Origin of the sequence: Proteus cibi, assembly GCF_003144405.1 — a bacterium.
GTDB classification, from domain to species: Bacteria; Pseudomonadota; Gammaproteobacteria; order Enterobacterales; family Enterobacteriaceae; genus Proteus; species Proteus cibi.
In genome coordinates this window covers 77,296-91,875 of sequence record NZ_PENW01000016.1, presented here as the reverse complement: position 1 = coordinate 91,875, position 14,580 = coordinate 77,296, and the positions used below count along the sequence as shown (strand labels likewise).

9 protein-coding genes are annotated in these 14,580 nt (G+C 37.0%); 4 read left to right on the top strand and 5 right to left on the bottom strand.

Features of this window, described 5'->3' with window-relative positions; all coding sequences use genetic code 11:
* Nucleotide 1 precedes the first annotated feature (1 nt).
* The gene (kdpD, locus tag DK865_RS09415; RefSeq protein WP_109391753.1) at nt 2-2,704 is read left to right on the top strand and encodes a two-component system sensor histidine kinase KdpD; all 2,703 of its coding nucleotides are present in this window, start codon (nt 2-4) and stop codon (nt 2,702-2,704) included.
* Nucleotides 2,701-3,384, top strand: coding sequence for a two-component system response regulator KdpE (gene kdpE, locus DK865_RS09410; protein ID WP_036913022.1), 684 nt, complete (start codon nt 2,701-2,703; stop codon nt 3,382-3,384). Before kdpD ends, kdpE begins: the two co-directional genes overlap by 4 nt.
* Before the next feature lie 22 nt (nt 3,385-3,406).
* On the opposite strand, the gene DK865_RS09405 is transcribed toward kdpE, so the two are convergent.
* From DK865_RS09405 to DK865_RS09395, 3 genes are read right to left on the bottom strand one after another with little or no spacing between them, the layout of a single operon-like run.
* The gene (locus tag DK865_RS09405) at nt 3,407-4,534 is read right to left on the bottom strand and encodes an ABC transporter permease (protein ID WP_109391752.1); all 1,128 of its coding nucleotides are present in this window, start codon (nt 4,532-4,534) and stop codon (nt 3,407-3,409) included.
* The gene (rbbA, locus tag DK865_RS09400) at nt 4,535-7,291 is read right to left on the bottom strand and encodes a ribosome-associated ATPase/putative transporter RbbA (RefSeq protein ID WP_194295198.1); all 2,757 of its coding nucleotides are present in this window, start codon (nt 7,289-7,291) and stop codon (nt 4,535-4,537) included. It lies immediately after the preceding gene.
* A gap of 8 nt (nt 7,292-7,299) precedes the next feature.
* Nucleotides 7,300-8,373: an HlyD family secretion protein gene (locus DK865_RS09395; RefSeq protein ID WP_109391750.1), complete on the bottom strand. Its 1,074-nt coding sequence runs from the start codon at nt 8,371-8,373 to the stop codon at nt 7,300-7,302.
* An 847-nt stretch (nt 8,374-9,220) separates the two neighbouring features.
* On the opposite strand from DK865_RS09395, the gene DK865_RS09390 reads away from it, so the two are divergent.
* Nucleotides 9,221-10,255, top strand: a complete 1,035-nt coding sequence (locus tag DK865_RS09390) for an isoaspartyl peptidase/L-asparaginase family protein (RefSeq protein ID WP_109391749.1) — start codon at nt 9,221-9,223, stop codon at nt 10,253-10,255.
* A gap of 340 nt (nt 10,256-10,595) precedes the next feature.
* Entirely contained in the window at nt 10,596-11,588 is a 993-nt protein-coding gene (locus DK865_RS09385; protein WP_036913017.1) for a tyrosine-type recombinase/integrase, read from the top strand.
* A 69-nt stretch (nt 11,589-11,657) separates the two neighbouring features.
* On the opposite strand, the gene DK865_RS09380 is transcribed toward DK865_RS09385, so the two are convergent.
* Together DK865_RS09380 and DK865_RS09375 are read right to left on the bottom strand one after the other, a co-directional pair.
* Nucleotides 11,658-13,109, bottom strand: coding sequence for an AMP nucleosidase (locus DK865_RS09380; protein ID WP_023582142.1), 1,452 nt, complete (start codon nt 13,107-13,109; stop codon nt 11,658-11,660).
* Between the two features lie 64 nt (nt 13,110-13,173).
* Entirely contained in the window at nt 13,174-14,463 is a 1,290-nt protein-coding gene (locus tag DK865_RS09375) for a hypothetical protein (RefSeq protein ID WP_109391748.1), read from the bottom strand.
* Nucleotides 14,464-14,580: the final 117 nt, after the last annotated feature.

Below are 14,580 nucleotides of genomic sequence, written 5' to 3'. Positions count from 1 at the left end.
AATGGAACTCGATCAGCAATGGCAACGTCCTTCACCCGATGATTTACTTGCTTCAACGCGAACAACAACTCGTGGACGATTAAAAATATTTTTTGGGGCCTGTGCGGGAGTAGGAAAAACTTACGCCATGTTGCAAGAAGCGCAACGTCTCCACCAGCAAGGTATTGATGTGCTTGCGGGTGTTGTTGAAACGCATCAAAGGCAAGAAACGGCTGCGTTACTTCATGGCTTACCTTTATTGCCACCACAACGTATTCATCATCATGGTAGAAAGCTTGTCGCGTTTGATTTAGATGCTGCGTTAGCCAGACATCCCGCGGTGATCTTAATGGATGAACTGGCATTTAGTAATCCTCATAAATGCCGGCATCCTAAGCGTTGGCAAGATGTAGAAGAACTGTTGGATGCTGGTATTGATGTGCTTGCCACAATAAATGTACAACACATTGAAAGCCTTAATGATATCGTGGGAAGTATTACAGGAATTCGTGTCCAAGAAACGATCCCTGACTATATTTTCGATAGTGCAGATGAAGTGGTTATGGTGGATTTACCGCCTGACGATCTACAACAACGTTTACATGAAGGCAAAGTCTATCTAACCGGACAAGCAGAACGTGCGATTGAACACTTTTTTCGTAAAGGTAATTTAATCGCACTACGTGAGTTAGCTTTACGCCGTATGGCAGATAGAGTTGATACACAAGTTAAAGAGTTTCGAGATAGCCAAGGAACCGCGCCTGTTTGGCACACCACAGATAGTTTGATGGTCTGTCTTGGCGCTCATGGCGGTAACGACAAATTAGTTCGCACGGCAGCGCGTTATGCTGCCGCCTTTGGTTGCCAATGGCATGCGATTTATGTTGAAACGCCTAAGCTTCATCAAATTGGAGAACATAAACGCCGAGCGATTTTGCACTCTTTAAAGTTAGCACAACATCTAGGTGCAAGAACCGCAATCCTTTCTGATAACCAAGCTGAAAAGGCCGTGATCCGTTATGCCAGAGAGCATAATCTTGGAAAAGTGATTATTGGTCAACGTGCTTACCAAAAATGGCAATGGTTAAAACGCTGGATACGGATGCGTTTTGCAGAAAAACTAGCACGCTATGCGCCCGATCTTCATGTTATCAGTGTTGCTCTCAATGATGAGGATATACGTTATAAAACCAAAACAGCACCATTACAAACTGAAAAATGGCGACAAGAGATAAAAGGCTATTTTACAGCGATTGGATTATGTCTAGCGATTACCTTATTTTCTCGCACATTTCTATTAGCACTTGATAAAGCCAATTTGGTGACACTCTATTTATTGGGGGTTGTATTAATTGCGCTCTTTTTTGGTCGACGCCCTTCTATTTTTGCGGCATTAATCAACGTTATTAGTTTTGACTTATTTTTTGTACAGCCCCACTTTTCACTTGCTGTACTCGACATGCAATATTTGATCACGTTTACCGTCATGCTGATTGTCGGATTAGTGGTCGGTAATTTAACGGCAGGTATGCGTTATCAAACTCGCGTCGCACGTTATCGAGAACAACGCACTCGCCACTTATTTGAAATGACGAGAGAACTGGGTCGAGCGGTAACGTTACAAGATGTTGTTCGTACCAGTTACCATTTTTTATCAAGCGCGTTTGATGCCAAAGTTTGCTTATTACTCACCAACAAACAAGGTGAACTGACGCCTTTTCATGCACAAGGCATGGGGAATTTACCTATTGATAATGCCATTGCACGCTGGTGTTGTGATAAAGACCAAATTGCAGGTGCAGGCACAGATACTCTGCCAAGTGTGCCTTACCAATTACATCCGATTACCGCTTCTCAACAAGTTTTAGCGATTTTAGCGATTGAACCGAATAATCTTCGCCAACTGCTTATTCCTGAACAGCAGCAACTATTGCAAACATTTAACGGTTTGATTGCTAATGCCCTCGAGCGATTACAACAAGCTGAAATTGCAGAACAATCTCGAATTAACATCGAACGAGAACAATTAAGAAATGCATTATTAGCCGCACTTTCTCATGATTTAAAAACACCGCTTACGGTGCTTTTTGGACAATCAGAGATTTTGCTTCTCGATTTAAGCGCTGAAGGTTCATCCCATACAGAACAAGTTAACCAAATTCGACAGCAGATCCTTACAACCTCACGGTTAGTCAATAATTTACTTGATATGGCGCGTATTCAATCCGGTGGTATTCAAGTAAATTTACAATGGAATTCATTGCAAGAAATAACGGGAAGTGCCATTCGTTCTCTCTCTTATTTACTTGATAAGCATCCATTACAAATTGATATTTCTGCTGATTTATTGCTTTATTGCGATGGTAATTTAATTGAACGAGTTATCACGAACTTACTTGAAAATGCAGTGAAATATACAACATCGAACACAAAACTCGGAGTAAAAGCCTATATTGAAGCCCCTAACATTCATGTTGAAGTGTGGGATGAAGGCAATGGTATTCCAACTGACCAACTACACCTTATTTTTAATAAATTTTCACGTGCAGTAAAAGAATCCGCAATTCCTGGTGTTGGATTAGGTTTAGCGATATGTAGCGCAATTATTCGCTTACATGAAGGTGAAATTTGGGCTGAAAACAATAAAAAAGGTGGAGCAAGTTTCCACTTTGTTTTACCTTTAAAATCACTCCCTGATATTGATGAGATTGAAATAAAACAGTGACTCCATATAACATTTTAATTATTGAAGATGAAAAAGAGATCTTACGCTTTGTTCGGCTTGCTTTAGAGAACGAAGGATTTCGTGTTTATGAAGCCAATGAATGCCAACGCGGATTAATTGAAGCCGCATCAAGAAAACCTGATTTAGTGATCCTTGATCTTGGTTTACCTGATAAAGATGGTCTCTATTTTATTCAAGATTTTCGCCAATGGAGTAGCACACCCATTATCGTCCTTTCAGCGCGAGATTCAGAACAAGATAAAGTGAAGGCTCTTGATGCCGGTGCGGACGACTATCTGACTAAACCCTTTGGTATTAGTGAACTGCTCGCCAGAGTCAGAGCATCACTACGCCGTTTTGTTAAACAAGACACGCAGAGCACACAATTTACGTTTGGCGATATTACGATTGATTGGGTTAATCGTATTGTTACTCGTCAAAATGAAACAGTCCATTTGACGCCGACAGAATTTCGTTTACTCAGTGAATTGGTTAATAACAGCGGTAAAGTGCTTACTCAACGGCATTTAATGCAGCATGTTTGGGGACCTAATTTCGTTGAACATAGTCACTATTTGCGCATTTATATGGGGCATTTACGCCAAAAACTAGAAACCGATCCCGCCTGTCCGGTGCATCTCATGACAGAAACAGGGATCGGCTATCGGTTTATGCCTTAATCTTTTTCATTAGGTTATATTATTAAGCCATCGCCGAAATCGTTTTTCTAAAACGTAATAAAGCCAAGGCGAAAAAGACGGAGCCAATCACAATTAAGATAATGAATTGTGGCCATACAATCGAGAAGTCAGCACCACGATATAAAATAGCCTGAGCTAAGCTAACAAAGTGTGTAGTTGGCATTGTTTGCATTACATCCTGTACGAACTGAGGCATACTTTCTCGCGATGTCATCCCTCCTGATAACATATTTAATGGCAACAATACCATTATCATCAATAAACCAAATTGAGGCATTGAACGAGCCATCGTGCCTAAAAAAATGCCTATTGAGGTTGTCGCAAATAAACTTAAAGTAACACCACACATAAACAGTAGTACAGAGCCTTCGATAGGCACATGCAGTAAAGACTTCACAACTAATACCAGCGACATAGCTGATGCTAATAATACAACTAATCCCATTGACCATATTTTAGAAAGCATGATTTCAAAGGGCGTGACAGGCATAACCAGTAAGTGCTCAATAGTGCCGTGCTCTCGCTCTCTGATTAATGCAGCGCCTGTTAATACTATCGATAACATAGTGATATTATTGATAATTGCCATAACAGAACCAAACCATGATTGCGTCAGATTCGGATTGAAACTCATTCTAACTTCCAAATCAACAGGTAGCGGATCATTGGTTCTATTTTTCGCTAAAAAGGTTTTTGCTTCACCCATTACAATATTTTGAATATAGCTATTACCTAAGAAAGCTTGGCTCATTCTCGTAGCATCAATATTAACTTGTATTTCCGGTTTTCGACCCGCTAAGAGATCACGCTGAAAATTAGGCGGAATATCCAGTGCAAAGGTATAAGCGCCCCTATCTAACAAACCATCAATTTGCTCAGGCGTAATATCAGCGGGAGGTAAGAAATAAGGCATATAAAAACTATTGACAATACGTGCAGATAGCTGCGATTTGTCCTGATCAGCAACGGCAATCGGCGCATGATGTAATGAACCGGGTGTCACCGTCGCTGATGAATAAATAGACACCGTAAAAGCAAACACAATTAACGCCAGCATCGCTTTATCACGAGAGAGACTGCGCAACTCTTTTACGCCTAAATTAAACACATTTTGGATTGTGCGCCACATTTAAGCCTCCTGCTTTTTCAAAAAAAAGACACTCAACCCAATAACTATTGGGATAGTGATAAGCAAAGGAATAAAAGACCAAGGTAAATCAAAAAGGTTTAATCCCTTAGAGAATGTCCCTCTTGAGATGGTTAAAAAGTGAGATGTTGGATAAATATGCCCTATCCATTTACCGATGCCTTCCAGTGACGAAACAGGATCAATCATTCCTGAAAATTGCGTTGCTGGAATTAACGTAATAATTGAAGTACCAAAGATGGCTGCGATCTGACTTTTCATAAAGCAAGAAATGAGTAATCCCATTCCCGTGGCAATCGTAATATAGAGTAATGCCCCTAAAGAAAGCGTTAACATACTTCCTTTAAAACTCACCCCAAACACAAAGATCGAAAGTGCACAGAGCATAAAAAAGTTAAACATCCCCAGTAAGATATAAGGAAATTGCTTACCTAACAAAAACTCTGCTTTAGTGACAGGGGTAACATAAAGATTGATAATAGAACCCAGCTCTTTTTCACGTACCACACTCAACGCACTTAACATTGCGGGGATCATCATTAATAAAAGAGGAATAACTGCAGGTACAATTGCAGGTAAACTTTTTACATCAGGGTTATAACGATAGCGGGTTTCTATATTAATAGGTGACAATTTATCAACCACATTAGTGGGTTGACGCATAGCCATATCAAGCATCCATGTTAAATGCATTGCCTGAATATAACCACGGACAGTTTCAGCGCGATTAGGCATTGCACCATCAATCCAAACACCTATTTTTACAGTGTGACCTTTGGCAACATCCCGCGCAAAGTTAGGTGGAATTTCAATCGCAACTGTAATATCACCACTACGCAACCGCTTTTCCAGTTGGTCATAATCGGTGATCGGCGCCTTTTCAATAAAATACCGAGAGCCTGAAAGATTTTGGCTATATGCCTGACTTAACCCTGTTTGATCTCGATCCATAATACCGAAGCGTAAATTTTCAACATCCAAACTAATACCGTAACCCATAATAAACATCAGGATCACTGTACCTAATAACGCTAAAGTAAGACGTACCGGATCTCGGCGTAACTCCATACCTTCACGAATACTATAACTAAATAAACGCCGTAAGCTGAATCTTTGTTTTAACGCTTTTTCCGCACTTTCATCACTAGATGCGGGAAGTTGTAGGCTTTTTTCATCAAGTTCAGGTGCTTCTTGCTCACCCGATGCTTTTTTAAGGTAATCAATAAAGACTTCTTCAAGCGTATCAAATTGACTATTTTTAACTAAATTTTCAGGTGTATCTGTGACTAATACTTTACCAGCATGCATCAGTGACATTCGGTCACAACGTGCCGCTTCATTCATAAAGTGAGTTGAGATAAAAATAGTGACACCGTCACGTCTTGATAGGTCAACCATCAAGTTCCAGAACATATCTCGCGCAATGGGGTCAACCCCTGAAGTGGGTTCATCCAATATCAACATTTCAGGTTTATGAATAACTGCAACTGCGAGCGATAAACGCTGACGAATACCTAATGGCAAACCATCGGGCATCATTTCTTCAACATCGGTTAAATTAAAACGCTCACTCATTTCCTTAACACGTTGAGGGATTTCTTCTTCTGGAATATGAAAAAGTTTGGCGTGTAATTCAAGGTTTTGTCGTACCGTCAATTCACTATAAAGTGAAAATGCTTGAGACATATAGCCAACACGACGACGCGTCTCAATATCTTTAGGATCAACCTCTTGACCAAATAACCAAGCTCGCCCTTCACTCGCTTCGAGTAAACCTGTCAGCATTTTCATGGTGGTTGATTTACCACAACCATTCGACCCTAAGAATCCAAAAATTTCTCCTTTAGGAATACGAAAGCTGACATGATCTACGGCAACAAATTGCCCAAAACGCATAGTTAAATCTTGCGCTTCAATGGCGATGGTATCATCGTCACTTTTATCCCTTGGTGGAATAACCACTTTTTGGTGATCTTTCTTTTTCTCGTCTGGTAATAATTCGATAAAGGCAGCTTCTAGTTCATTAGTATGAGTTTGGGCTTTTAATTCATCTGCATGACCTGTTGCTAATATTTTTCCTGCATCCATCGCAACCAACCAATCAAAACGCTCAGCTTCTTCCATATAAGCGGTTGCAACTAATACGCTCATATTTTTTTGACGCTTACGTATACGATTAATTAATTCCCAAAATTGTGCTCGCGATAATGGATCAACACCAGTAGTGGGTTCATCAAGGATCAGTAATTCTGGATCATGAATAAGTGCACAACATAACCCCAGTTTTTGTTTCATTCCCCCTGAGAGTTTACCCGCAGGTCTATCACGGAATGGCGCCAATCCCGTACTTTCAAGTAAGTCATTGATGCGTTCTGCCCGCTCTTGTTTTGATTGACCAAATAAACGGCCAAAGAAATCAACATTTTCAAAAACAGAAAGCGTGTGATAAAGGTTTTTACCTAATCCTTGAGGCATATAAGCAATACGAGGACAGACGGCTCTTCGATGTTCAACATCATTCATATCACCGTTTAACACAATGACTTGCCCAGTTTGAATTTCTCTCGCACCAGAAATAAGCGAGATCAAGCTCGACTTCCCTACACCATCTGGACCAATTAACCCGACCATTTTTCCCGCAGGAATAGCCAATGTCACATCATCAAGCGCTTTGGTATCGCCATAATGTTGGGATACATGAGTCAATTCAATGATATGAGAATGGTTTTGCGTTCTCATTGTTTGACTCATTGTGGTAATTTCACCTCTAAATCCGTTGGCCAAGATTGGCTGTTATCTAAGCGAATATAAGCACGACCCGGTAAACCTGTTTTTACATATTCAAGGTGTTTTTCAAGTAATTCAGGTGCAATACGCGCTCTTACACGAAACATGAGTTTTAATCGCTCATTATCAGTTTCAACGGTTTTTGGTGTAAATTGCGCGACGCTCGCAACGTAGGTTGTTTTTGCCGGAATAACAATATGAGGCGCTGCATCTAAAATAATATGAACTTCACTTCCTAATGCCGCTTTACCAGCAGCTTCTGTTGGTAAAAAAAACGTCATATAAACATCACTTAGATCGACCATATTTAAGACTCTACCGCCCGCACCTAAAACTTCTCCCGGCTCTGCGACACGATATTGAACACGACCATTACGAGGCGCTTTTAAAATGCTGTCATCTAATTCTGCCAAAATGCGTCTTTCAGTTGCTGTTGCTGCATCCACTTTTGTATTAGCTTGAATGATCCCTGCTTTTGCTGATTCTATTGCTGCAATAGTTGCAGTTTCTTGCGCTTTAGCGGCTTCAACCGCAGCTCTTGCACCTTCTGTTCTAGCAATATCATCATCTAATTGTTGAATAGAGATCGCATTCGTTTTTACTAATGCACGAGAACGATTAAGTCTTTTTTGGGCGGCATCAAGCTCAGCAATACGTTGGCGAACAACAGCTTGAGCTGCAAGTTGTTCACTTTTACGTTGTGATAATGCTGATTCTGCGGTGACCACACTGCTTTTTGCTTGATTTAATTGAGCTTGAACTTCATGAAGTTGTTCTTTAAGTGTTCGAGTATCCATGTTTGCTAACACTTCACCCGCTTTAACAAAATCACCTTCTTGAACTAAAATAGAATCTATTCTTCCTGGACTCTTCGTTGAAATATCAATTTCTGTTGCTTCTATTCTCCCATTACTTTGAGCAAATCCTGAAGGAAGTGTTGATGCTTGAGATTTCCACCAAAAAATTCCCGCGGCAATAACTGCGACGAGAATGAGGCTATAAACAAAAAAACGACTCTTTTTTTGAGTTTTCATATAAATTATTTAACCTTCCTTTAGCCATAAAAGAATACCAAAAATATGTTTATCCGCTGTATGTAAGAAAATAGTTAAATAATGAGACGTATTAGTTTTTTATTTTATATCTATTTAAAAATAGTTCATTTGTATTGATAAAGCGAACGCACTCACTATAAAAAAATGAAATATTAAATGCTAACCTTATGAATTATAAATGTTATGTTATTATAATAGAGCCTTAACTCAAATTAATGTAGTACTTTTATCACATAATCCATCATCTATTTTTGATTATTCGAAGAAACACACAAATTGTATATAGAAAACCCATTTTGTGACATTAAAATACAAATGAAATAATAACAATGCGTTATCAATAGATAATTAATATTAAAGGATAACTTGATTTTTTGATAAAAACTCAATACTCACAACTCATTCAGTCTCTTATTTAACATCATTGAAAGTTGCCTCTATTATATAATTTAGTGAATTTCATATTTTAAAATTTATCATATAAAATAAAAACAAAAAGTAAAAATAGCATTATTATTTTTGTTTTTAAAAAAACACGATTAGATAATTTTTATATTTATCCCTTTATTAAACCTCAAAACATTAAAAATACACAATGCATTGATTTTTCTATTTAAAAATAAAAACAGATTATTACATGATGAAGATCGACAAATTAAAAAGAAAGTTGAGTGTTCAGACCACTTATGTCTTAAACTTTTTATATAGTGATTATTGCAGTTAGTTATTAAAGTACGTCGATGTAATTAATTAGAATTTAAGATCAAGATCGTAAAATCCATATGATGATACCACGTCAATTTTAATTAAAAACAAGAAGGGTTATATGAATAATATTAAGTATAAACTCGCCACAATGACACTTTGTACTCTGTTTGCTACCTCTGTTTTCGCAAATACCGACGCCCCTATTCGCCTTGTTATTCATGGTGGTGCCGGAACAATCACTAAAGATACCATCACACCAGAACAAGAAAAAGAATATAAAGAAAAACTAACTGAAGCATTAAACGCGGGATATGCTGTTTTAAATAGTGGCGGCACCAGCATAGAAGCGGTTCAAAAATCGATTAATGTTATGGAAGATTCGCCCTTATTTAATGCAGGAAAAGGTGCCGTTTTTACTCATGATGGTCGTAATGAACTTGATGCTTCTATTATGGATGGTAAAACTCGTAAAGCTGGCGCTGTTGCAGGTGTCACTACCGTTAAGAATCCAATTAATGCCGCCATTGCCGTGATGGAAAAAAGTCCACATGTTATGATGGCTTCTAATGGTGCTGATCTTTTTGCTAAAGAACAAGGGCTTACTATTGTTGATCCGTCCTATTTTAGAACTGAACATCGTTGGCAACAACTTCAAAAAGCAATAGAAAAAGAACAAGTCGTTTTAGATCATGATGGTAAAACAGCCGCTCTTTTTGTTGATCCTATGATGTACGATTATAAATACGGCACGGTTGGTGCTGTTGCTCTTGACCAACATGGCAACTTGGCAGCAGGAACCTCTACCGGAGGAATGACAAACAAGCGTTACGGTCGAGTTGGTGATTCCCCTATTATTGGTGCGGGTAATTATGCTGATAACGAAACCGTTGCTGTATCTGCAACTGGATCGGGTGAAATGTTTATCAGAACACTAACGGCATTTAATATTGCAGCCCAAGTTAAATATAAAAATTTACCTTTAGAAGAAGCCGCTCAAAATGCACTTGATGAAGTTAAAGCAATTAATGGTAGTGGCGGTGTTATCGTATTAGATAAAACAGGTAACTACACCATGAGTTTTAATTCTGAAGGTATGTATCGTGGCACAATTGGTAATGATGGAAAACCTGTTGTCGCAATTTATAAAGAGTAATTTAACTAACTATTGATTATTTCGCACCCGATTTTACGGTTATCTTCATTATTTTTAAGTCGATAAAAGGTGAAAATCTTGGGTGCGAAAACGAGATAAAACTCCCTTTTCCTCTTCTTATTCTCTTACTCTTTTTCTTAATGCCATTTACCCTATTTTTTCCTTAATTCAACTTGACTGTTATTCACCCTAAAAAAGCTTACATAACAACCTTATTGACGATAAAACAAACAAGATCATCTCTACTTATTAAAATGATCCTTTGAAAAAGTAGCTTTTTTCTTTTTTGGATCTGTTAGAATATTCATCATGGTTATGTTGATTTAATAAGGAAATCACAGTGGAATTTCACCACGACGATCAGGACTTAACACCTGAAACCTCGCTAGTCTTGCCTGAAAAACAAGCATTATTGGATCTAAATGCAACATTCACCTCACCTGCTCATACCAATCCTGCAATGGCATATTTAATGAGTTTAGGTTCAAAACGTAGTCGTCAAACAATGGGATCGTTTCTCACTATTGTTGCTAAGATGATCGGTTTTTCTTCTCTTAAAAATTGCCAATGGGGAGCACTTCGTCGTCATCATATTCAAGCCATTATTGATATGTTGTCCGATGCCAATAAAGCCCCCGCCACGATCAATACTTATCTCGCTGCATTAAAAGGTGTCGCTTTAGAAGCTTGGGCAATGAAACAAATGGATACTGAAAGTTATCAGCATATCCGCCAAGTTAAATCAGTAAGAGGAAGTCGGTTACCCAAAGGTCGTGCGCTAACTAGCAGTGAAATCCGTGCTTTATTTCGAAGTTGTGAAAAAGACAATTCATCAAAAGGTTTAAGAGATGCCGCAATATTAGGCGTGCTATTAGGCTGTGGATTACGCCGATCAGAAATTGTGGCTCTAAATTACGAACATATTCAGTTTCGTGATCAAGCCTTTATTGTGAGAGGTAAAGGCAATAAAGAACGCATGTCTTATATGCCTGATGATACTTGGGATCGCGTTCAATTATGGATCGATGAAATAAGAGGCACTCAAAATGGGGCCCTTTTCACTCGAATTCGCCGGTTTGATGATGTTACTGATGAGCGAATAACAGACCAAGCTATTTACTATATTTTAGAAATACGCCAACAAGAAAGTGGTATTGATAAATTTGCTCCCCATGATTTGAGAAGAACGTTTGCTTCTGCAATGCTTGATAATGGTGAAGATATCGTCACCGTAAAAGATGCCATGGGACATGCCAGTATTATGACAACTCAGCGTTATGATAGGCGCGGAGATGATCGACTCAGAAAAGCAGCTAGACATTTACGTTTTTAGTTTTTACTCTGAAAAAAACCCAATTTAATAAATTAAATTGGGTTTTTAAAGTAAGCTTATTTTTACAGTTTATCTGAATGGTGGTTCATTAAACGTTCTTAACTTGCGAGAATGCAGTTTATCCTCTTCTTCTTTTAATAACTCAATCGCTTGAATACCAATTTGCAGATGTTCGGATACCGCACCTTCATAAAAATGATTAGCCTGACCGGGTAATTTAATTTCACCATGTAAGGGTTTATCTGACACACACAATAAAGTGCCATAAGGAACGCGAAAACGATAACCTTGTGCAGCAATTGTGGCACTTTCCATATCAACAGCGACAGCCCGACTTAAATTGAATCTTCTAGCTGAAACGGAAAAACGTAATTCCCAGTTGCGATCATCCGTTGTAACAACAGTCCCTGTTCTTAATCGCTGTTTTATTTCATGTCCTGGTTTACCGCTGATCATTTTCGTCGCATCATAAAGTGCACGTTGTACTTCAGCAATATTTGGAATAGGAATATCAGGAGGTAAAACGTCATCTAAAATATGATCATCACGTAAATAAGCATGAGCCAAAACATAATCACCAAGTTGTTGACTCTCACGTAATCCGCCACAATGACCAATCATTAACCAAACATGAGGACGTAAAACCGCTAAGTGATCGCAAATTGTTTTCGCATTTGAAGGGCCAACACCAATATTCACTAATGTGATTCCGGGACCTTCTTTGGCAATTAAATGATAGGCAGGCATTTGATATTTCTTCCAAGTTAAATCAGAAATTAACTTTTCAGGATCAACCGTTTCTGCCGTAATTTGCTGAAATCCCGCACAAGAGAGTGCGCAATATGCGCTATTCTTATCTGCGACTTGTTCACAAGCCCAACGAACGAACTCATCAACATAACGATTATAATTGGTATATAAAATATAAGGTTGAACATCTTCAGGTAATGTTCCTGTGTAATGCTTTAAACGCGCTAATGAAAAATCCGTACGCAATGCATCAAAATGAGAAAGAGGTAAAATATCCCTATCGCTAATTAAACCGTCGGTAATTTCATCACCAATTTTAGATAAATCAGTGGTTGGAAAATATTTTGCTAAAGAGGCACTCATCTTTCTATCAAATCCAATGCCTGTTCCATCAATCACGAAAGGATAAGGAATTTCTTGTTTTGAAGCGTTTACTTCAAAAGTAGCATGATAAGCATCAGCAATAAGTTGTAGTTGTTCTGACAGATAATTTTCAAATAAAGCCGGATTAGTGATTGTTGTTGAATAAGTCCCTGATCGAGATAGACGGCCATAAGCTCTCGTCTTATCTTCTGTTTTGATTTCCCCTGACCAATGTACTGTTAATTGAGGATAGGAAAATAATCCTTCCGCTCTCTGTTTTACATCAGGCAATTTTCCGTCTTGTACATAATCAACAATTGCATTACGTAAAGCGTCAACAGCTTTTTGATATTGCTGTTTTAACTCATTAATAATTTTTTGAATTTCTGTATTATGAGGTTGTGACATAAAAGAGCCTCTTATTTATTATTGGTTTATAACCATAATAGCAAGAAGCCCCTTTTATCCCAAATCAAGATTTTAATAAACTATATTCAACTTTACTTTCATTAGTTGAAATGGTGAGTTTTTTCATTAGGTCAGGATTGAATTCAAATTTGATATTTATACTTTCTTCCAGCAAAACAAACCTACTTTGATTGTAATTAAATTTAGTATCAATACTGTCTGTCATTCTTTTCTCTGTTTCATTTTGATACTGATTTAATGCAACCTCTAACTTTTCCTTTGATACAGGAGCATCGACAAAATTTTTCATATATAAATTCATAGAATTATAATCAAAGTCGTTTAAAATCTGATCTGATATATCACTCACTTTTTTAATATCAGGCTCGGTAATTTCCTTTTTATTGTTGACCGTTATAATGTATGAATTACCTTTTTGTTCTATATTAACAGATGTCTTTCCTGTAAAGGGCGAATACATTGAAGCAATAGGATCATATTTTTCAAAAGAATCTTTTATCATTGGGAAAATACCTTGATTGAGCAATTCAAAAATAACCATAGTATCTTTATTATTTAATAGTTTTAATTTTTCCTCTAATGAAGTAATGCCAGATATACGTTCATTGTTGAATTTTAAATCATATCTTAAAATATCTTTTTCTACCTGTCCCCTAAGCTCTTCGTAATTATGCTGTTCTGTAGAATTATATATATGATTGATTAATTTTTCAGTATCAATGTTAACTAAATATTTTTCACTATTTATTTTCAAATAATCGTATTGATCATTGAATGTTTCTTTTGCTTTAAAGTCATTAAGATTAAACCCTCTTTTGTCAAGAGGATTTTTTTTATCATCAATACATTCCATAAGAATTGCTCTAAATGCAATAAACTTTTCCTCATAATCATTGATATCATTACTTAATGCAGACAATTTATAATAATTATTAATAAATGCATCTAGTTCTTCACTACTATAGTTTTTTAAATTTAAATTGAGTTCCTTATTTATAGCGTCAACAAATGGAGTGATATCACTACTTGATTCAATAGTTTCACCATTAAAATCAATAACATAAGAAATGCTATTATTATTTGATTTATATTGAAAATTATTTCTATACTGTTCTCCCGCAAGTTTCTTTAAGTAAAAGAAATCTCTATTTTTTTCTAGCGCTGTTGTTTCTTGGCTAAAATAAACATTATGAATTAAGGTTAATACTTTTTTTTCCTGACTAAATCCAAACCAGTCTTTTATTTTTCCCCAAATAGTCATTACATCAGATGGTGAGTTATCTACTAATTTATTTATTTTTTTCTGACTAATATTCGCATTTAAAATTTTCATACTTGACTTTATTTCCATTTTAAACAAATGAAAAATAAAGATAATAAAAAATAAAATATTTTAATATAAAAAAACGTCACAAAATCATGAGTAATTAAATATAAATAATATTTCACT

Bases quoted from the DNA above. Each gene is read 5' to 3' on its own strand.
- kdpD (WP_109391753.1), top strand. From the start codon at position 2: ATGGAACTCGATCAGCAATGGCAACGTCCTTCACCCGATGATTTACTT.
- DK865_RS09405 (WP_109391752.1), bottom strand. From the start codon at position 4,534: ATGTGGCGCACAATCCAAAATGTGTTTAATTTAGGCGTAAAAGAGTTG.
- rbbA (WP_194295198.1), bottom strand. From the start codon at position 7,291: ATGAGAACGCAAAACCATTCTCATATCATTGAATTGACTCATGTATCC.
- DK865_RS09395 (WP_109391750.1), bottom strand. From the start codon at position 8,373: ATGAAAACTCAAAAAAAGAGTCGTTTTTTTGTTTATAGCCTCATTCTC.
- DK865_RS09390 (WP_109391749.1), top strand. From the start codon at position 9,221: ATGAATAATATTAAGTATAAACTCGCCACAATGACACTTTGTACTCTG.
- DK865_RS09380 (WP_023582142.1), bottom strand. From the start codon at position 13,109: ATGTCACAACCTCATAATACAGAAATTCAAAAAATTATTAATGAGTTA.
- DK865_RS09375 (WP_109391748.1), bottom strand. From the start codon at position 14,463: ATGAAAATTTTAAATGCGAATATTAGTCAGAAAAAAATAAATAAATTA.